Annotated in this window: 15 protein-coding genes and 1 tRNA gene; 12 read left to right on the plus strand and 4 right to left on the minus strand. The window is 65.5% G+C overall.

Annotation, left to right across the window (positions count from 1 at the left end; all coding sequences use genetic code 11):
• Positions 1 to 24 precede the first annotated feature (24 nt).
• Positions 25 to 1,887, minus strand: coding sequence for a dihydroxy-acid dehydratase (gene ilvD, locus FB389_RS09180; RefSeq protein ID WP_142112962.1), 1,863 nt, complete (start codon positions 1,885 to 1,887; stop codon positions 25 to 27).
• Positions 1,888 to 2,006: 119 nt separating this feature from the next.
• The gene (locus tag FB389_RS09185) at positions 2,007 to 2,261 is read right to left on the minus strand and encodes a hypothetical protein (protein ID WP_142112964.1); all 255 of its coding nucleotides are present in this window, start codon (positions 2,259 to 2,261) and stop codon (positions 2,007 to 2,009) included.
• A gap of 180 nt (positions 2,262 to 2,441) precedes the next feature.
• On the opposite strand from FB389_RS09185, the gene FB389_RS09190 reads away from it, so the two are divergent.
• Positions 2,442 to 3,824 carry a D-alanyl-D-alanine carboxypeptidase gene (locus FB389_RS09190; protein WP_142112966.1) on the plus strand — a complete coding sequence of 461 codons (1,383 nt, stop codon included), beginning with the start codon at positions 2,442 to 2,444 and terminating at the stop codon, positions 3,822 to 3,824.
• 53 nt (positions 3,825 to 3,877) lie between these two features.
• Here FB389_RS09190 and FB389_RS09195 read toward each other — a convergent pair.
• Positions 3,878 to 3,950 (minus strand) — tRNA-Arg (locus FB389_RS09195).
• Between the two features lie 80 nt (positions 3,951 to 4,030).
• Positions 4,031 to 4,729, minus strand: coding sequence for a FadR/GntR family transcriptional regulator (locus tag FB389_RS09200; protein ID WP_170207946.1), 699 nt, complete (start codon positions 4,727 to 4,729; stop codon positions 4,031 to 4,033).
• 75 nt (positions 4,730 to 4,804) lie between these two features.
• On the opposite strand from FB389_RS09200, the gene argS reads away from it, so the two are divergent.
• The 11 genes from argS to thrB all read left to right on the plus strand — a co-directional run bounded on the left by argS (position 4,805) and on the right by thrB (position 20,148).
• Positions 4,805 to 6,457 carry an arginine--tRNA ligase gene (gene argS / locus FB389_RS09205; RefSeq protein ID WP_142112969.1) on the plus strand — a complete coding sequence of 551 codons (1,653 nt, stop codon included), beginning with the start codon at positions 4,805 to 4,807 and terminating at the stop codon, positions 6,455 to 6,457.
• Positions 6,454 to 7,809: a diaminopimelate decarboxylase gene (gene lysA / locus FB389_RS09210; RefSeq protein WP_142112971.1), complete on the plus strand. Its 1,356-nt coding sequence runs from the start codon at positions 6,454 to 6,456 to the stop codon at positions 7,807 to 7,809. The genes argS and lysA overlap by 4 nt, the downstream gene beginning before the upstream one ends.
• Positions 7,810 to 8,169: 360 nt before the next feature.
• Positions 8,170 to 10,788 (plus strand): Ig-like domain repeat protein, encoded by a 2,619-nt coding sequence (locus FB389_RS09215; protein ID WP_142112972.1) that lies wholly within the window; start codon positions 8,170 to 8,172, stop codon positions 10,786 to 10,788.
• Positions 10,789 to 10,900: 112 nt separating this feature from the next.
• The gene (locus FB389_RS09220; RefSeq protein ID WP_142112974.1) at positions 10,901 to 12,040 is read left to right on the plus strand and encodes a heme/hemin ABC transporter substrate-binding protein; all 1,140 of its coding nucleotides are present in this window, start codon (positions 10,901 to 10,903) and stop codon (positions 12,038 to 12,040) included.
• A gap of 2 nt (positions 12,041 to 12,042) precedes the next feature.
• Positions 12,043 to 13,236 carry a FecCD family ABC transporter permease gene (locus FB389_RS09225; RefSeq protein WP_425467257.1) on the plus strand — a complete coding sequence of 398 codons (1,194 nt, stop codon included), beginning with the start codon at positions 12,043 to 12,045 and terminating at the stop codon, positions 13,234 to 13,236.
• Positions 13,233 to 14,042, plus strand: a complete 810-nt coding sequence (locus tag FB389_RS09230) for a heme ABC transporter ATP-binding protein (RefSeq protein WP_246043606.1) — start codon at positions 13,233 to 13,235, stop codon at positions 14,040 to 14,042. The genes FB389_RS09225 and FB389_RS09230 overlap by 4 nt, the downstream gene beginning before the upstream one ends.
• Positions 14,043 to 14,044: 2 nt before the next feature.
• Entirely contained in the window at positions 14,045 to 15,334 is a 1,290-nt protein-coding gene (locus tag FB389_RS09235; RefSeq protein ID WP_142112978.1) for a hypothetical protein, read from the plus strand.
• Positions 15,331 to 16,713, plus strand: coding sequence for a hypothetical protein (locus FB389_RS09240; RefSeq protein WP_142112980.1), 1,383 nt, complete (start codon positions 15,331 to 15,333; stop codon positions 16,711 to 16,713). The genes FB389_RS09235 and FB389_RS09240 overlap by 4 nt, the downstream gene beginning before the upstream one ends.
• 89 nt (positions 16,714 to 16,802) lie before the next feature.
• Positions 16,803 to 18,119 carry a homoserine dehydrogenase gene (locus FB389_RS09245; RefSeq protein ID WP_246043607.1) on the plus strand — a complete coding sequence of 439 codons (1,317 nt, stop codon included), beginning with the start codon at positions 16,803 to 16,805 and terminating at the stop codon, positions 18,117 to 18,119.
• Positions 18,120 to 19,190 (plus strand): threonine synthase, encoded by a 1,071-nt coding sequence (thrC, locus tag FB389_RS09250; RefSeq protein WP_142112982.1) that lies wholly within the window; start codon positions 18,120 to 18,122, stop codon positions 19,188 to 19,190.
• A gap of 22 nt (positions 19,191 to 19,212) precedes the next feature.
• A complete protein-coding gene (gene thrB, locus FB389_RS09255) occupies positions 19,213 to 20,148 on the plus strand; it encodes a homoserine kinase (RefSeq protein WP_246043608.1) in 936 nt (311 codons plus the stop codon).
• The last annotated feature ends 313 nt before the right edge of the window (positions 20,149 to 20,461 follow it).

A 20,461-nucleotide genomic window follows, 5' to 3' on the forward strand; every position in this document is an offset into this window, starting at 1 on the left:
TCGGTGTGCGAGGCGCGGAACCGATCAGCGGCGTGTGATGAGCGATACGTCGCGCACCGCCCCGCGATCCGCGGACGTGGCCATGGCGGCATACGCCTGCAGCGCTGGGGACACGTAACGGTCCCGCTCCTTGGGTTGGAAGGGACGATCGGAGGCGAGCATCTTTTCGCGCCGGGTAGCCAGTTCCTCGTCGGAGACATTGACCCGAATGAGGCGAGAATTGACATCGATCTCAATCTCGTCGCCGTCCTCGATGAGCCCGATGGCGCCGCCCGCGGCCGCCTCCGGCGACACGTGGCCGACGGATATCCCGCTCGACCCGCCAGAGAATCGCCCATCGGTGATGAGGGCGCACACCTTGCCGAGTCCGCGACCCTTGATGAAGCTTGTCGGGTAGAGCATCTCTTGCATGCCAGGGCCGCCGGCGGGCCCCTCGTATCGGACAACGACGACGTGACCCGGCTTGACCTGCTTGCTGAGGATTTTCTCGACGGCCTCTTCTTGGGATTCGACCACCAGCGCCGTTCCAACGAAGTGGAAGACATCCGGGTCGATCCCGGCGGTCTTGATGATCGCTCCATCTTCCGCAATGTTGCCGCGCAGGACCGCCAGCCCGCCCTCGACGGTGTAGGCGTGCGCGACATCGCGTATGCACCCGCCGGCGGCATCAGTGTCGAGAGAATCCCAACGGTTTTGGGTCGAAAACGCCTGCGTGGTTCGCACGCCACCGGGGGCCGCATGGAACAGCTCGATCGCGCGGGACGTAGCAGAGCCACCGCGCACGTCCCAATCGGCCAGCCACCTTTCAAGGGTTGCGGTGTGCACGGAAGTCACGTCGTGGTCGAGCAGCCCACCGCGGTCGAGCTCGCCCAACAGCGCGGGTATTCCGCCGGCCCGATGCACGTCTTCCATATGGTAGTTCGGGTGGTTAGGGGCGACCTTCGAGAGGCACGGGACCCGCCGCGAGATCGCGTCGATGTCTTCGAGAGTGAAGTCAACGCCCGCTTCCTGGGCCGCTGCAAGGATGTGCAGCACCGTGTTGGTCGATCCTCCCATCGCGACATCCAGTGTCATAGCGTTCGCGAACGCGGATTTGGTGGCGATCGATCTTGGCAGGATCGACGCGTCGTCATTGTCGTAGTACCGCCGGCACAGTTCGACCACGGTGCGACCCGCCTCCAGGAACAGATCGCGGCGGGCCGCGTGCGTGGCAAGCGTCGAACCATTGCCCGGCAAGGAAAGCCCGAGGGCTTCGGTTAGGCAGTTCATGGAGTTAGCGGTGAACATCCCCGAACACGATCCACAGGTCGGACACGCGCTCTGCTCAATGGCGCTCAGGCCCTCATCACTGACGTTGTCATCGGCCGAGGAATTGATCGCATTGATGAGGTTCAGGTGACTGGTCGCGACCCCGTTGACAATGACGGCCTTGCCTGCCTCCATGGGCCCGCCCGAAACGAAGATGGTCGGGATGTTGAGTCGGAGCGCAGCATTCAGCATGCCGGGGGTGATCTTGTCGCAGTTCGAGATGCACACCAGTGCGTCGGCGCAGTGCGCGTTGACCATGTATTCGACCGAATCGGCGATCAGGTCGCGGCTGGGCAGCGAATAGAGCATTCCGCCGTGCCCCATGGCGATCCCGTCATCGACGGCGATGGTGTTGAATTCCTTGGCGACGCCACCGGCCTCGCGGATCGCGCCAGCCACCAAGTCACCCATGTCCTTGAGGTGGACATGGCCGGGAACGAACTGTGTGTAGGAGTTAGCGATGGCAATGATCGGCTTGCCGAAGTCCCCCTCGCCCATGCCGGTGGCGCGCCACAGCGCACGAGCACCGGCCATGTTGCGGCCGTGGGTGGAAGTCTTGGATCGCAAGGGGCGAGGCATGTGGGGGCTCCTCAATCGGTGAATCTACTGCCCCAAGCCTATCGCGCTGGACTGACAAAACGGACCGTGCCCCGCTAGCGGCCGGGGCACGGTCCGTGCTTGGCAGTGACCTCAAGGCGTTAGATTTTCGTCGGCCCCGCACCGAACGACGACGCCGCGATCGCCTTATCAACGGCGGTAGCGACGCGTTTGAAGGCGGCGATGCCCTTGCCCCCGGCTGCCTTCCACCGTTGCGCGGCGGTGGCATCAGGCACCTTGGACGCATTCGATGCGACGTTGCTCGCATGGGCGGATGGCGCGGGGGCCAGGGCCAATAACGACCCAGCGATTCCCAAAGCGGTGGACCAGGCGCGGATGTGGGAGTGATTTGACACGGTGATCACCTCGTTGTGTGTGGAAACAACCCGGACGGTTACCTCAAAGTAGATCGGGTGCGACGAGGCGGGTAGGGGAAACCTCGGAAACTGGGGTAAGACTGGGGGCGCCGGGCGCGCGGATCCGTCTTCGGCGGCGAGCCCGGCGAGAGTCGGGCCACACACGGCTAGCATCGTGGCATGAGAACTAAGCGATGGGTGGGCGCCGCGATCGCCCTGGCACTAGTGGCGCAGCCCGCCACGGCGCACGCGGCCACACCGATTTGGACGCTCTCCCAAGATGCGGTCGTGCGTTCGGCGGTGACGGTCGGCTCGGACCAACTCGAATCTGTCGGCGGCGAACAGGGCGTAACCGGCCCCGCGGGCGCCGAAACGTCCGACGCGCTCAAGGCGGACGTGGCGAAACGGGTCGCGCAGCGGGTCAAAGCCGGAAAACTAGGGGGGAACTCGTCCATAAAAATCATCGACGTGCTCACGGGCGAGGAAATATATAGCAACAATGCCGCCACGTCGCGCACCGTCGCATCCAACACGAAACTGCTCACGGCCGTCGCGGCGTTGCAGACGGTGGGTGGTTCGACGCGATTTGCGACGAAGGTGTCGCGGCAGGGCAAACGATCGATCTATTTCGAGTCGGGCGGCGACCCGCGGTTGACCAAGGCCAAGATCAAACGACTCGCGAAGGGCACGGCCGCAATCCTGAAGAAGCGCGGGGTGAAGAGAGGAACCATTACGGTCCGCCTCGATGACACGATCTTTACGGGCGCGACCAAGCACGCGACCTGGAGGCAGGGAGGCTACAACCTGGCAACGATCCAACCCGTGCGGGGAACCGCGATCGCGGGGGTCCGGTCCGCCGATTCTGCCGCCGCAGCGGCCCGGCTCTTCGCCAGCTACCTGGACCGATCGCTTCCCACCAAGGTCAAGGTGCGGTACGCGGGGCGCAAGGCGACGCCCGCCGCCGCCAAGGCGGTGGCCGCGGTATCCAGCTCAACCGTGCGCACCCTGGTCAAACGCATGCTGCTGCGCTCGGACAACCAGGTTGCGGAGGTGCTGCACCGGCACATTGGGATCGCCGCGGGCCAAGCGGGTAGCTTTGCGGGCGGGGCCGCGGGCACACTGGCGGCGATACGAGCCTTGGGGGTGCCCACCGCGGGCGTCTCGCTGAAGGACGGATCGGGGCTGTCGCCGCGGGACACCATGTCGGCGGAGTTCTTGGTTTCGCTGCTGGCGGTCATCGCCGATCCCGCCAACAAGGCGCTGCGCCCGATCCTGTATTCCGGCACCGCGCTGCCAACGTCCGGCCTGAGCGGCACCCTCATCAAGGGATACGGCCGGTTCACATCGTCCAAGTCAAAGTGCGCGGTCGGGGCGGTCGCGGCAAAGACCGGAACGCTCGACTACGAGATTGCCCTATCCGGGTTCACCGTGGGTTCCGACGGCCGGCTCAAAGCTCTATCGATAGCGGTCAATTCCGTGCGGGGTGCGGCGAAAACCAAGGCGCGGATCGCCATGGATGAGGTGGCGGCCGCGGTAGCGGGATCGTGCGCCGCCGACTCGTGACCGCACTGACCGAAAAACCGGCCACACGTGGGTGAGCCAGATGTGGCTGCGGGTGCGCCCGATAGGATTCGAACCTACGACCTTCTGCTCCGGAGGCAGACGCTCTATCCACTGAGCTACGGGCGCGTGCGCTGCTCGCTCACGCGATTCAGCACGATCAACGAGACTACCAGGGTTGGTGCGTTCCGTGCACGTTTCGCCGGCAGCTACCGCGGCGCATCCGGTTCGGCAGTGTCCAGGAAGCGCGCGAGAGTTAGCCGCACCGCGTCCATCGCGCCGGTGCCGTCGCCCTGGATCACGGCGTGCATGATGGCGTCATGGGTGCCTTGCAGTTCGCCGGCCCGTTCGGGCGATTGGGAGGCGGTCTCAAGGTTGATTTGAATGTTTTCGCGGATCGCATCGGCCAAATTGTCGTGCAGTGTGAGCAATAACGAGTTCCCCGACGCCGCCACCAACGCGCGGTGAAAGGCCAGGTCCGCCGCCACCACGTCGGGGCGGCCCAGGTGCTGGTGATCGACGGCGTCCCCGACCAGTGAGTGCAGCTCGCGGGCGGCCATTGTCAGAGCGATCTTGGCGGATTCGGTCGCCCGCTGCGACGCCAACCAGGCGGCTTCCACCTCGATGGCCCGCCGCGCCTCCAGGGCGTCGGAGTGGGAAACGTGCCCCAGATGCCGGTGCAGGGCGGGGCCAAGCTCGTCCTGCGAGACAACGTAGGTCCCCGACCCTTGGCGCTTTTCCACCAGCCCCGCGTGCACAAGGGATTGGACAGCCTCGCGCACGGTATTGCGGCCCACGTCCAGCAGATCGGCCAATGCGGGCTCGGTTGGGATCTTGCTTCCCACCGGCCACGTCCCGTCGACGATGAACTGCCGCATAGCCTCAACGGTCTTGCCCGATAGCTGCATTCGCGTCGATAGCTGACTACACATGTGCCCGACCCCCGTGTGTGTTCCATACCCCTTGCGAAGTACCATAGCCGAGTGACTCCCGAGGAACTAGCAGGTGCCGTCCGCAGCGCGTTGACGGCCGCACTGACCGATACCCCCCTGGCCGACGACATCGAGGGCGCCGCCGCGCGCGTCGTTCTTGAACGCCCCAAGCAGCGTGAACACGGTGACTGGACAACGAACATTGCGCTGCAATTGGCGAAGGGTGCGGGGCGCAAGCCGCGTGACCTGGCGGCGTCGATTGCAGCCGCGCTGAGCGACGTCGCTGGGGTCGACCGGGTGGAGATCGCGGGCCCAGGCTTCCTCAACATCACGCTTTCGGCGGCCGCCGCCGGCGAACTGGCGCGCACAATCGTCACCCGCGGGCCCGACTTTGGTCGCGGCGAGTCGCTGACCGGCCAGGTCATCAATATGGAGTTCGTTTCCGCGAACCCGACCGGGCCGCTGCACATCGGGCACACGCGCTGGGCGGCGCTGGGCGATTCGCTGGTGCGCATACTGCGCGCCGCGGGCGCCGATGTCACCGCGGAGTACTACATCAACGACGCCGGCTCGCAGATGGACAAGTTCGGCGAATCCATCCTGGCGCGGATCACCGGCGGTGAGATCCCGGAAGGCGGGTACCGCGGAGAGTACATCACGGCGCTGGCGGAGCGAATCGCGACGGAGCACTCGTCCATAACGACACTGCCGCACGGGGAAGCCGTCGCCTTGGCCCGCGAGGAGGGCTACCGGTTGCAGCTCGCGGAAATAAAGGATGTCCTGCGCAAGTTCGGCGTGCACTTCGATGAGTGGTTTTCGGAGCGGACCCTGCACGAATCGGGCGCAGTCACCGGCGCCGTTGACAGGCTGCGCGAGCAGGGCCACGTCTACGACAAGGATGGCGCGGTGTGGCTGCGCACCACGACATTCGGCGACGACAAGGACCGGGTCCTGATCAAGGCCGACGGCTCCTTCACCTACTTCGCAGCCGACGCCGCGTACTACCTGTCGAAGAAGGACCGCGGCTACACGCGCAAAATCTACCTATTGGGCGCGGACCACCACGGCTACGTGAACCGCCTGCGGGCCATTTCCGCGTGTGCGGGCGATAACCCGGATGTCAACATCGAGATCCTCATCGGGCAGCTGGTGTCCGTGGGCGGAGCCAAACTCTCCAAGCGCGCGGGCAACATTATCGAGCTTTCCGACCTGATCGAGTGGATCGGCACGGACGCGGTGCGCTACTCGCTTGAGCGGTATCCCGCAGACACCCCCTTGTCGCTCGACGGGGAGGACCTGCGCAAAAAATCCAACGACAACCCCGTCTTCTACGTGCAGTACGCGCACGCGCGCACGGCATCGGTGCGACGCAACGCGGCCGATGTCGGCATTAGCAGGGAGCAGGCATTCGCCCCGTCGCTGCTGACCGACGCGACCGAATCGACCCTGCTGGCGCAACTTGCCGATTATCCGCGCATCGTCGCCCAGGCCGCCGCGTTGCGCGAACCGCACCGGATCGCGCGATACGTGGAGGAACTGGCGGGGGCGTACCACCAGTGGTACGGCGCGTGCCGGGTCACCCCGCAGGGCGACGAACCCGTAACGGACCTGCACCGCACGCGCCTGTGGCTCAACGATGCGGTCGGGCAGGTGCTGGCCAACGGGCTGGATCTGCTTGGCGTCAGCGCGCCGGAGCGAATGTGACCGCCCTGGTGGCGCGGGTGTGGCCGCGCGAGACGACGCTGGGCGATGGCGGGGCGCTGCACCTGGGCGGGCAGGACGTCAGGGACCTGGCACAGAACTTCGGAACGCCCCTGTTTGTCGTAAACGAGGACGATTTCAGGGCGCGTGCGCGCTCGCTGCGCGAGGTGTTTCAGTCCGCATTCGCCGACATCGGTTCGGACGTCGATGTGTACTACGCGGGCAAGTCGTTCCTGTGCACCGCCGTCGCGCAGTGGGTCATCGCGGAGGGCCTGAGGCTGGATACCTGCACGGGCGGCGAGATGGCGGTCGCGCGGCGCGCAGGTGTGCCCGGACCGAAGATGGGGCTGCACGGCAACAACAAGTCCGACCGCGAAATCGCGACGGCGATCGAGATGAAGGTGGGCCGGATCGTCATAGATTCGCTGGCCGAGGTGGGCCGGGTCGCCGCCGCGGCGCGGGCGGCCGGTAGGCGCGTGCCCGTGATGGTCCGCGTGACGACGGGCGTTCACGCGGGCGGCCACGAGTTCATTTCAACCGCGCACGAGGATCAAAAATTCGGCCTGTCGCTTGCCGATGGCAGCGCCCTCAAGGCCGTCGAGCTGGTGCTTGGAAACGGCGACGATCTGGAGCTTTTGGGCATCCACACCCACATCGGCTCGCAGATTCAGGACCCGACGGCGTTTGTCGTCTCGGCGCGCAAGTTGCTCGCATTCCGGGCGCTGGTGCGCGACCGCACCGGCTTCGTCATGCCCGAGGTAGATCTTGGTGGCGGGTTTGGCATTGCCTACACCAAGGCGGATGAGCCGATCGACAGCGCCGCCTTGGCGCGCGAATTGGCGCAGGCGATTGATGACGAGTGCTCCGCAACCGAAATAACGGTTCCCCGCATATCGATCGAGCCCGGAAGGGCAATTGCCGGCCCCAGCACGGTCACGCTGTACAGCGTCGGTGTCGTCAAGCCGGTCACGGTGGATGACGGGGACGTCAAGGTGCGGACCTACGTATCCGTCGATGGCGGAATGTCCGACAATATCCGCCCCGCCCTGTACGGGGCCGAATACACCGCGCGGTTGGCCAACCGCGATTCGTCGAAGGTGAAGATTCGTTGCCGGGTGGTGGGGAAGCACTGCGAGTCCGGAGACATTGTCATCCCGGATATCGACCTGCCGGCGGACATTGCCCCCGGGGATCTGCTGGCGGTGCCCGCGACCGGCGCCTACGGGCGCTCGATGGCGTCGAACTACAACCTCATCGAGCGGCCCGCCGTTGTGGCGGTGCGCGGCGGCGCCGCGCGGGTGATCGTCCGGCGTGAGACGGAGGACGACCTGCTGGCGACGGATGTTGGCGCGTAGGTTCCGGGCGCAGTTGCGCCCACCGGCCGCGGGGGCATTCGAGGAGGCACACGCCGCGGCCGACCGGTTCGGCGCGGCCGGGTGCTGATCCCGGCCCGAGATGTCGCAATGTCACTATCGAAGTGACTGCCCGTCACCAAATAGCAGCGTTTTTGGCGGTCGGACTGTGTCTTAAGTCACAAGTTCTGCGATTCTGCCGGGAGCGGTTGATTTACGCAACGAATGTGTTGTGCAATGGAGGTCGGCTCGGTTAGGTGAGCCAAACCTGTGCTAGCTAGGCAGCGTAGCGGACCGCCGCGAGGGCGGCCGCGCTTGGATGCATCGATGCTGGCCAGACCCTACTAAATCCAAGGGATAAAAGTGACTTCATTGATGAAGAATGCCTGGCGTGCCGGGGCGGCTGTTGTCGCAACCGCGGCGCTAGCCCTCGGGGGGATCGCCCCCGCGGCCATGGCCGACGAAGCTCAAAGCGGTGGCCGCGTTGTAACGAGTGGCGGTTTCGCCTGGAAGATTTCTGAGCAAATCGCAGAGCACATGAACACCAAAACCGCATCAGGCGATGCCACCGTTGACGCCACGTCAGGTGTGGTCACCTTCGCCAAGGGAACGGGCTCTATCGATGTCGCGGCGGGGACCGGATCGCTTCAGTACAGTGGCACTGTCAAGGAAGCATTTGTCAACGGTAGTACAGAGTATTACTCAGTTACCATTGCGAACCCAAAGGTTGATTTCCTCGGCGATGGCAAGGGTGCGCTGAGCGCCACTGTCAGTTCTGCATCGGCACAGTTGGGTCCATCTCCCGCTGCCAGCACCGAACCTTCGGTTGTCAAGATCGCTGATCTCACTGACGTGTCGGTCGCGCTCGACGGGACTACCTTCACCATCGCTGCTACGCCGGCCTGGGACGGTGTTGTGGAACCAGGATCGCAAGCGGCGACCGACCTTGGGCTCCCAGCCGGTCAACCCTATGAAGGCCAATCCTTCGCTCCAGAATTCCTCGGTGCTTTGGTTTCGGGAGTCAGGGCGCATTTCTACGCCTCTAAGGACCCACAGCATGCGACAAGCGGCACAGCTAACGCCGCTGCCAACGAAAAGAAGCGTCCCGCCTCGCTCGGTCTGACAGCATCCGCCGCCCCCGGGCTCACCTCCGTCTCTTTGAAAATGACGAGCCAGACTGCGGGCACGCTCACAGTGACTGGCGCGAACTTCAACCCCGTCACTAACGGGGGGGACGACGGCATCTACGTCGGCGTCGCGCCCGCGGGCGGTCTTCCAGACGTTTCTTCGCAAACCGGCATGGCGAACTTCGCTGGAGCTGCCTGGGTCAGGGCGAAGGAGATCACGGATGGGGCATTCACTGCGTCGGTTCCGCTCTCCCTCGACGATCTGGATCCCAAGCTTGCCTACAGCATCTACACCTGGCAGGCGCACACCCACTCGAACACGTCGCAGGACACCGAAACGGCACTCAATCTTGCACCTGTTATCACCGCGCAGCCCACGGTGGTCACGACGTTCGTTGGCGAGCCGGCGAAGCTGACCTTCACGGATAATGGGTTGGCAGACACCTTCCAGTGGCAGGCCAAGGCTCCTGAGGGCGATTGGGCCGACATCGAAGGCGGCACTGCAAAGTTCTTGCAGGTGCAGCCCACGCAGGACAACTTTGCGGCCACCTACCGGGTGGTCGCTACCGGCAAGTTTGGATCGGTCACCTCCGAGCCGTTCGCGATCGCGACCGTTGAGCGCCCTGAGGCGCCGACTATCACCGACGTCTCGGTGGTTAAGGAATCAACCTCGGGGATCACGATCGCGGTCGCCGGCAGGGACTTTACCCCTAATACGTTCCCCGGCGATGCAGGCATCTACGTCGCCGTTGGCGAGGCAGGCGGCCTGCCCGACGTGTCGAGCCGGGAAGCGATGGCGGAATTTGCCGGTTATACGTCCGTGCCGGAGGCAGGGATCACGGGTGGCAAGCTTGCCGCGTCGGTCGAGGTGCCGTTCAGCGGGCTGGACCTCACCAAGAGCTATTCGGTGTACACCTGGCAGGCGCACACCCACTCCAACGACTCCCAGGACACAGAGACCCCGATTGACATTATGGGTTCCCTGACCGCGGTTTCGTTTAGCGAGCAACCCGCGGATCAGACCATCCTCGACGGGCAGTCGGCAGAATTCAGCGTCCAGGCGGCCGGCAGCGGCGAGCTTTCCTACCAATGGCAAAACTCCACCGATGGCGGAGCGAACTGGACCGACATTTCGGGCGCAACGGCATCGGTCTACGCAACGGGCAAGCTCGCGACAATCGCCTCCGGGCAGCTTTTCCGCGTCGCGGTGACCGGATTCCTAGGTACGCAGACCTCCGATGCCGCAAAGCTCACCGTGAAGGACCTGCCGGTACCGACCATAACCGCCACGGCGTCGCCCGGCACGTACGGAAAGGCGACGAAGGTCTCGGTCAGCGTGAAGGCTGGAGCTTCCAACACCACTGGCACCGTGACGCTGAAGAACGGTTCGGTTGTACTGGGAACTGCCGGGGTAATCAACGGCAGCGCCACACTCACCATCAAGGCGACCGCGCTGAAGCCGGGAACCCACGCACTGACCGTGTCGTACAGCGGTAACGAGCTAGTCGCGGGCGCCAGTGCGTCGCCGAAGGTCACGATCGCGAAGGCTAAGGCAACGATCACTGCCAAGCTGGCCAAGAGGTCGATCAAGGTGAAGAAGAAGTCGACGGTCAACATCGCGGTCAAGGCCAGCGGCGTGAGCGGAATCAGCGGCAAGGCAACGGTTACCTGGAAGGGAACCAAGGGCGCCGCCAAGGGCAAGAAGTTCACCAAGTCCGTGACCGTGAAGAATGGCAAGGCGAAGGTGACTCGCAAGCTCGCTAAGAAGGGCACCTACAAGGTGTCGGTCGCCTTCAAGAAGACCTCGCTGGTTTCAGCGGCGACGAAATCGGCAGGCAAGCTGAAGGTCACGTAAGACACTCGCGGAACGTGCGGGAAGGGTGTGGGGAGGGCGGCATCGCGCCGGCCTCCCCACACCACACCAGCGTCGCATCACGTCGACGCGAACCGGGGAAGAGGGACAAAGCGTGGCAATAGCCGCACGCATCAAGAAGAAGTGCCGCACCGCAGTAGCGGCCGTCACGACCGTGGCGCTGGTAGCGGCCGTCGCCGCCTGCGGGACCGGGAGTGGGGGGACGGGGGCCTCGTCCGCCCCAACCACGGCCACAACGGCGACCCCCCTGAACGAACTTGCGGTTCCCGCGGACCCCAAATCCCTGACCGGGCCGTCCACCGCGACGAAGGTGAGCGACGTGATCGATCCGATCGCGCAAAACCCCACCCCGGCGCTTCCGGCGACGGTGACCGACGCGCAGGGGACCAAGGTGACGATCACCGATACGTCGCGCATCCTGGCGCTCGACATATACGGCACACTTGCCCAGGTGGTGTACGACCTGGGTCTGGGAGATAACGTGGTCGGTCGCGACACGTCGTCAACCTTCGATGAGATCAAGGACCTGCCCCGGGTCACCGAGAACGGGCACAGCCTCAATGGCGAATCGATCCTCTCGCTTTCCCCGACCGTCATCATCACGGACACCTCCCTGGGGCCCTGGGACGTGCTGCTGCAAATGCGCGACGCGGGCGTGCCGGTCGTGGTCGTCGATTCCGATAGGACCCTGGAAAACACCGGAACGATAATCAAGCAGGTTGCCAACGCCCTGGGGCTGAAACAGCAGGGCAAGGAACTGGCCAAGCGCACCACCGACGCGATCGATGCGAAAATTGCGCAGATCAAGCAAATAGCGCCATCCGATACCGTCCACAAACTGCGGATGGCCTTCCTCTACGTGCGCGGGAACGCCGGGGTCTACTACATGTTCGGGGAAGGATCCGGCGCGGACTCGCTGATCGAGGCGTTGGGCGGCTACGACGTTACCGCCGAAACCGGGTGGACCGGAATGCGGCCGATCACCGATGAAGGGCTGGTCGCGGCCCAGCCGGACCTGGTTCTCACGATGAGCGGCGGGTTGGAGGCAACCGGGGGCGTGGACGGGCTACTCGAGGCGGTTCCTGCGCTGGCCCAGACACCAGCGGGTGCCAACCGCCGCATCGTGGACATGGACGACTCCCAAATCATGGGCTTTGGGCCCGATTCCGCCGCCGTACTCGATTCCCTGGCGCGCGCCATCTACGCCCCCGATTCCGCGGCCGAAAGCCAATGAGCGTGACCGAACCGGCCGCCAGAGAGCGCAGCGCGAGCGCCGGCGAACTGCCGCTGGGCGGCGCGGGTGCGTTGGTTAGTTTCGACGAGTTCGCCGCGGGCGCATCCATCATCACCGCGCAGGCCGATGATCGCGCCGCGGACCGCACCGCATCGACGCCGCGGTGGGGGCGCGCCGCCGTGGTCGGTGCGTTGCTGGTTGCTGCCCTGCTGATCATGATTGTCATTTCCGCTGGATCCGGGCAACTGCATGTGCCGCCCGCCGAGGTGGTGGGCGCGATCACATCGAAGCTGGGGCTCGATTGGTTCCCCGTCCCCACCCACGCGCAGGGCGAATCCGCGCTGTTCACGATCCGCTTCCCGCGCATCGTTATGGCGATGCTGGTCGGTGCCGCGCTGGCGACGGCCGGTGCCTTAATGCAGGGCGTCTTTGGCAACCCGCTGGCGGAACCGGGGGTCGTCGGCGTTTCGTCCGGCGCCGCGCTGGCCGCCAGCTCGGTGATTGTTTTCGGAATAACCTTCGCGGGCAACTGGACGGTCGCCGTCATGGCCTTCGCGGGGGGGCTGATAACGAGCCTGGTCGTCTTTGCCCTGGCTCGGTCGCGGGGGCGCTCGGAGGTCGTCACCCTCATTCTCACGGGCGTGGCTATCAACGCATTTTGTGGGGCGGGGCTGGCGTTTTTGACATTCTTAGGTGACACGCAAGCTCGCGAACAGATCGTTTTTTGGCAGCTCGGATCGCTCAACGGAACGCGCTGGCAGTACGTGGCAGTCGTGGCCCCGCTGGTCCTGATCGGATTTATCGCGTCGCTGGCCATGGCGCGCCGACTCGATCTGCTGTCGTTGGGGGATCGCGTCGCGCGGCACCTGGGCGTCAACGTCGAACGCCTGCGGCTCCTCGCGATCGTGGTCGTGGCGCTGATGACGGGCGCGGCGGTGGCGTTTTGCGGAATCATCTCCTTTGTTGGGCTTGTCGTGCCGCACATCATCCGCATGGCGGTTGGCCCCAATCACCGCACGCTCATCCCGTTGAGCGCGGTGGGCGGCGCATTATTGCTGGTCAGTGCGGACCTAGTGGCGCGCACCGCAATTCCGTTCGCTGACCTGCCCATCGGGATGCTCACGTCGCTTGTCGGCGGGCCGTTCTTCTTCTGGCTGTTGCGGCGCACCCGTTCGCGGGCTGGGGGCTGGGCGTGACCGAACCACTCGCGGGGCCGGCGATCCACGCCGCCGGCGTCACCGTAAAGATCGGCGACCGGACGATCCTGGATGATGTCAGCCTGGACATCGCCGCCGGTGAAATGGTGGCATTGGTGGGGCCGAACGGGGCCGGGAAGTCCACGCTTCTCGCGGTGCTGGCCGGTGACCGTACCCCGACCAGTGGGTCCGTCGTGCTCGGCGGAATCGACCCGCACCGGGCGTCGCCGAAAACCACCGCCCGCCGCCGCGCCGTGCTGCTCCAGGACCAACAGGTGGCCTTCCCCTTCCGTGCGCGCGAGGTGGTGCGCATGGGACGCTCCCCGTGGCGCGGGACAAGGGCCGAGCGGGACGACGAGCGGGTCGTCGACGCCGCCATGCGGGTGGCGGACCTGGAATCGCTTGCGGAGCAGCCTTTCGGAACCATGTCGGGGGGCGAAAGGGCCCGCACGGGGTTTGCGCGCACGCTCGCGCACGGCACGGGGATCCAATTTTTGGACGAGCCCACCGCGGCCCTTGACATCCACCACCAAGAGCGAGTGTTGCACCAGGCGCGCCGCGGTGTCCGTCGCGGCATGACGAGCGTTGTTGTGCTGCACGACCTGGCGCTGGCGGCGGCCTACGCCGACCGGATCGCGGTCATGGCGGCGGGGCGACTGCGCGCCTTCGGCCGTCCGCGGGAGGTGCTGACGCCGCAGTTGCTCTCCGAGATTTATCAACACCCCGTGGACGTCATTGAACACCCGACCACTGGCGCGATCTTGATCGCGCCCCTTCGTTACAGCGCTGAAGAATGGCAGGAATAGCAGTGAATAGCTTGCGGCAGCGAACGGTCAGGCGCGCTACGGCCGCGATTGCCATGGGTGCTTGGCTGGCGGCATCGATGGCCGCGGCTACGGTGTCCGGTGCGGCGGCGCGCGTCGAAGTCGCAAACGAATTCGGCAAGGCCCAGGCCGACACCACCTATTCGACAACGGTGACGGTATCGGGAACCGGATTCCAATCGATCAAGGGCGGGTTTGGCGGGATCTATGTGCTCTTCGGGTGGGTAGATTCCGGATCGTGGCGTCCGAGCAAGGGTGGCAAGACCTCTAACGGCGACCTGCTCTACGTTCCCGACGCCAGTTCCAAAACCAATGCCGGGTTCCAAAAGTACGTGGCGTTCCCGGGCGCCAGCACGGCGGCTGACGCCAACGGTGGCACGATCAGCGCCAAGGGCGCATGGAAAACGACGCTGGTCATCCCCGGCCCGACATTCCAGGCCACCGGCAAGAATGGTGCGGTGACCGAGGTCAACTGCCGCAAGGTGCAGTGTGGGATCATCACGATCGGTGCGCACGGCGTCGTCAATGCGAGTAACGAGACGTTCACACCGATCTCCTTCGCCGACATCTACGGCGAGGATACGGCCGCAACCGACAAGTCGAACGCCGGGGCGTCGAGTTCTTCTGGAAAGAAATCCGCGACCGGAGCCGCGGCGACCGCCAGCGATGCGGCGGGTTCGCAAACGCGGGCGGAGGCCTCGTCGCAAGCGACCGCAACCGTCGGCAGCGGTGCCGATTCGCAGGACGCTAGCGACGAGGACGGCGGCGATGGCGGGGGCGAGAGCGGCGATTTAGCGGACGAAGCAACGGCGGTTGCGGCGACGCTGAAGGTGGACTTCGATACTGCAGTCGTGGGGCGCGTCCTGGCGTTCACTGCCACGGGATTCACCGAAGGCGAGCAGGTCGTCGTGGTTTTCGATGACGGGCAGGCGGCCGTCGGCCCCCTGGTCGCAGGCAAGGGCGGCGCGCTGGCCGGCCTATTGACGCTTCCCGGGGCTACGCAAATGGGTACGCACACCCTGGCGGCTACGGGGGCGACCTCGGGAACCAAGGTGTCGATTTCGTTCCCGGTGCGAGCCGCCGATACGACCGGGGCTATCACCAACGCCTCCGAGACCGCAGCCGCGCCCCGGGGCGCTAAGCAAGATAGCGCCTTCGCGATCGCGGCGGTGGTTAGCGCACTGCTGCTAGTCGGCGCTTCCGTGTGGCGTGTGTTGGCGACGCGTCGGCGACGCGGTGCGGGGCGAAGGACACGCAAGGGGGCGCAGGCATGACACGGTTTCGCGCAATCGCGGGTGCGGGCGCGGCGACGCTGCTTGCGGGAATCGCCTGGCTGGGTATGGCGCCGGCGCTCGGGTCAGGCGACTCCAATGGGGGGACCGGGGCCGCCCCCGTGGCGGTCGAAAACGCGCAACTCAGGTGGGGTATTTCGAATGAGGTGGGTGCGGGTTCCTACTTCGGCGGATGCAATTTCCTCTCGGCGGGCAAGGCCGGCAACGCCGGCGGCAGCGTGGTTTGGGGCGCCTCCGCGGGGTTGTATTCCGCGGCCGAGGGCAACGTAAGCATCGAGAAACCGGACGAATCGGGGGCGCTGGTCCCCGCAACCTGGGACACCAAATGTTTGGACGCGCGCGGGCAGGCCGTCAACGTTTCGAACGTGGATTCCCATTCCGGCAATCAGGTGGTCATCGTCGGGGGAACTGGCGCGGTAGATTCCGCCACCGGAGCGGGAACCATCCAGTGGACGGGGTCCTTCACCGTGGCCATGTACGGTGGCATGACCTACTGGAGCGCGTCGAACCCGCGGCTGACCATCGACCCGGATGGAAGCGGCACGCTGGTCGCGGAGCTTTCGGGGTACTCGGCCAGCCAGAGCGGCGCCGCGGCATGGTCCGCGCTCCCCGCAACGACGGCCACCCTCGCGAAGATCTCGACGGTGAGCGGCCTGACCGACACCGGGTTCATCGCCCGCACTTCGTACCTCGGCACGGACTTGGGCACGGGCGTCCAGGCCGCAAAGACCGCGCAGAACGCGGCGTATTGGGGAAGTTTCCCGGCGGACATGGTTGCCTTTCAGGAGCTCACGGGCCAGGCTGCGTATTGGTACACCTCCGGGGGCGGTCACGACGCGGCTAAGGTCGCACTCGACATTTCGGTGAACTACGAGCCCGCGGAAGCCACCACGACGGTGCCGCCGGTCGATGACAGTACCGCGGCGCCGGTCAACATCGTGAAGTCCCCGCCCGCCTCCACATCCGGCACAAAGAAATCGTCGGCAGGCACGACGAAATCTTCCAAGAAGAAGGCGGCTGCGCGGTCCGCGGCGAAGGCTGCGTCCAGCAGTTCCCAGACCGTCAGCGCACCGCCGGTGACAAAGCCGCCGACGCAACGCGCGGCGGCACCGGTGACAACGGCGCTGGCGGATTCGGTCCGGACGGATTCACTTGCGCCGCTGGTTCCCGCGCTCGCGGTCGCAACGGTATTCCCGGCCGACCTCTACCAGCCGGCGCTCACCGCCTCGGCCACCACGGCCGCGGCGGTGAGCGCCGCGGAGCCGGCTGACGCCGGCCGCGCGGCGTGGCTCGTGATCGCAGCGGCACTGTGCGCGGCCGCACTGGTTGTGGCGCCGTTGCCCACCCGGTCGCGCCGGTGATGACGCCCCAAATCCGTGCGGGTAGACTTGCCTAGGCCCGCGGCGGGCACCATCGTCGCCTCACCACCAGATAACTGCTCGAAGGAACTGTGCCAGTGACACATGCGCCCGTAACCGGTAGGCCTCTGAAGATTGCCGTTCTTGGGGCCGGCGTTGTCGGCACCGAGGTAATTCGCGCACTGGTGACGGACTCCCATGACCTGGGGGCACGCATCGGCGCAGCCGTGGAACTGGTGGGCGTCGGCGTGCGAGACGTCGCGGCAGACCGCGACGCGATTGTGCCGACCTCATTGCTGACGTCTAACGCCGCGGACCTGGTGGCTGGCGCGGACATCGTCGTGGAACTCATGGGCGGTATCGAACCCGCGCGGACACTCATCTTGCACGCATTCGAAACCGGGGCCAGCGTTGTCACGGCGAATAAGGCGCTGATCGCAGCCCACGGGCCGGAACTGTACGAAGCTGCTGAACGCGCGGGGCGGGATCTATACTTCGAAGCCGCCGTGGCGGGTGCGATACCCGTCGTCCGGGCTTTGCGTGAATCCCTGTCGGGCGACCACGTGCGGCGGGTTCTGGGGATCGTCAACGGTACGACCAACTACATCCTCGACCAGATGACGACCGACGGATTGGACATGGCGCAGGCGCTGTCGCAGGCGCAAGAACTGGGGTACGCCGAAGCGGATCCCACGGCTGACGTCGAGGGAATGGACGCGGCAGCGAAGGCCGCAATAATCGCCGCACTGGCATTCCACACGCGGATGCCGCTGGCTGCCGTCGCGCGTGAGGGTATCACGACCGTCACCAAGGAAGACGTGGATGCCGCGCGCGATGCCGGTTACGTCATCAAGCTGCTGGCAATCGTCGAGGACACCGAGGCGGGTGTGCAGGCGCGCGTGCACCCGTCGCTGGTTCCTGTCGGTCACCCATTGGCGGGTGTTCATGGTGCCTTTAACGCGGTTTTTGTCGAGGCCGACGACGCCGGAGAGCTGATGTTCTACGGGCGCGGCGCGGGCGGTGCGCCAACGGCTTCCGCGGTGCTGGGCGACATCGTGTCTGCGGCGCGCCACCGCGCACACGGCGGACTTGCCCCCGCCGAATCTGCGTATGCGGCAATCCCCATCGCTGCTGCGGCCGAGGCGCACACTCGCCTGCAGATTCGGCTCGTGGTGGCCGACCGGCCGGGAGTCCTGGCGCAGGTGTCTACCGCCCTGGCGGACCACGGCGTTTCCATCGAGGCGGTGCGCCAGCACGACACCCCGGCCGCGCGCACCCACGGCGGCGTCGAACTCATCATCATCACCCATCGGGCGCGGCAAGCAGATCTTGACGCAACCGTTGCAGAATTGGCCGAATTGGACGCAGTGATCAAGGTGGCGTCCGCGTTGCGAGTTGAGGGAGTCTAAATGGCACACATCTGGCGCGGAGTGATCCGCGAGTATGAGCAATACCTGCCCGACCACGTTGCAGAAACCATAGTCACTCTTGGCGAGGGTGGAACCCCCCTGGTCGCGGCCCGCCGCCTGAGCGAATTGACTGGCGCCCGCGTCTACCTCAAAGTCGAAGGAATGAACCCAACGGGGTCGTTCAAGGACCGCGGAATGACCACCGCGATGTCCGCCGCCGCATATCGCGGGGCCAAGGCGGTCGTGTGCGCGTCCACGGGGAACACCTCCGCCAGTGCTGCCGCCTACGCGACCGCTGCCGGTATGACGTGCGCCGTGTTGGTTCCGGACGGCAAGATTGCGATGGGCAAGCTTTCGCAGGCGCTTGCGCACGGCGCGACGCTGTTGCAGGTCGAGGGTAACTTCGACGATTGCCTGGTGGCCGCCCGGAAGCTTGCAGAGACCTACCCCGTGGAACTGGTCAACTCCGTGAACCCGGACCGGATCGAGGGGCAAAAGACGGCCGCTTTCGAGGTCGTCGACACGCTTGGAACGGTTCCCGACATCCACGCGCTGCCCGTCGGAAACGCGGGCAATATCACCGCCTACTGGAAGGGCTACCGCGAATACAAGGATGCCGGCGTCACCGATGCGCTGCCCCGAATGTGGGGGTTCCAGGCGGAAGGCGCATCGCCCATTGTCCAGGGACACCCGTTCGATGAACCCGAAACTATCGCGACAGCCATCCGGATCGGAAACCCTGCTTCGTGGACCCAGGCAGAGCAGGCGCGCAACGATTCCGGTGGCGTTATAGAAGCCGTAACCGATGAGGAAATTCTCGCGGCCCACCGCCTGCTGTCGGCCGAGGTCGGTGTCTTCGTGGAGCCTGCCTCCGCCGCGGGTGCCGCCGGCGTTCTCAAACGAGCCAAGGCCGGGCTTGTTCCGCAGGACGCACTCATCGTCATCACCGTCACGGGCCACGGTTTGAAGGATCCCGCCTGGGCGCTGCGTACGCTCGAAGGCGAAGAGATCAAACCCGTGCGCGTGAGCGCCGACGTTGTTTCCATCGCAACGGCTCTGGGGCTTGGCTAACATGCAGATTGGGAACGACCGCGTGCGGGTTTCAGTTCCCGCGACGAGCGCCAACCTGGGGCCTGGCTTCGACGCACTGGGGCTAGCTCTCAACGTGCGCGACACCATCGAAGTGACCGCACTAGCGAGCGAGACGACCGAGGTCACCGTCGTCGGTGCCGGTGCGGGCGAAGTCCCCTCCGATGCCTCGCATCTGGTCGCGCGCGCGATTCGGGTCGGCCTCGAATATGTCGGTGCGCCCGCTGTTGGGTTGCGTCTCACGTGCCACAACGTGATTCCGCACGCACGAGGCATGGGTTCTTCCGCGGCAGCCGTTGTGGGCGGCTTGGTAGCGGCGCGTGCTCTCATCTCAGATCCGGAAGCGCTGGACGATCAGAGCATTTTGGAACTCGCCACGCAGATGGAAGGGCACCCGGACAACGCGGCGCCCGCGCTCATGGGCGGCGGAACCGTCGCGTGGATGTCGCGGACAGAAGACGGCGAACTGCAGGCTCGTGCAACTCGGATTGAGGTGAATCCGCAGATAGATCCTGTAGTGCTCATTCCTGACACGAGGCTCGCGACGAAGGCGGCCCGCGCCGCGCTTCCCGCCGAGGTTCCCCATAGTGACGCCGCCTTTAACGCGGGGCGTGCTGCCCTGCTCGTCGCGGCGCTGACCCGCCACCCCGACCTCCTTTTCGATGCGACCACAGACCGGTTGCACCAGGCCTACCGATCCGCCCAGATGCCGCAGTCGGCGTTGGTGGTCGAGAGGCTCCGTGTGCAGGGACTCCCGGCGGTCATCTCGGGGGCCGGGCCCACTGTGTTGGTCTTTGGCACGCATGATGCCCGTGCTACGGAGGACCAGGCCATTGCGGGCATAGTGGGCGGATGGGACGAGGACGGACGAGCGCCATCGGGATGGCAAGTTACGCGGCCCGGAGTCGCGGCGGCCGGCGCCTGGTTCGAAGCTATGTGATTCGAGGCCGACAGCGGTTCGCGGCCCGTCGCACGCATATGTCTGCCAAGAAACGCCGCCCGCGCGTTGCTTGAGCGCGATCATCGCGCACACGCTTGTCGTGGGCTCGTGGGCTCGTGGGCTCGTGGGCTCGTGGGCTCGTGGCGGTTGGAGTCTTGGGGTTTTTGCATGTTGGTTGGCCACTGTTTGTTAGAACGGTGGTGGTTCGTCAAAGCAGGGTCTGCTGTAGGAACAGGTGACAGTTCGTGTTAGGCCGTGAGGGCCAGGTTCTTGTTCATGATGGTCTCGAACTCGACGGGCGTCAAACGTCCGA

This window comes from Rarobacter incanus (assembly GCF_006715765.1).
In the GTDB taxonomy this organism is placed as follows: Bacteria; Actinomycetota; Actinomycetes; order Actinomycetales; family Cellulomonadaceae; genus Rarobacter; species Rarobacter incanus.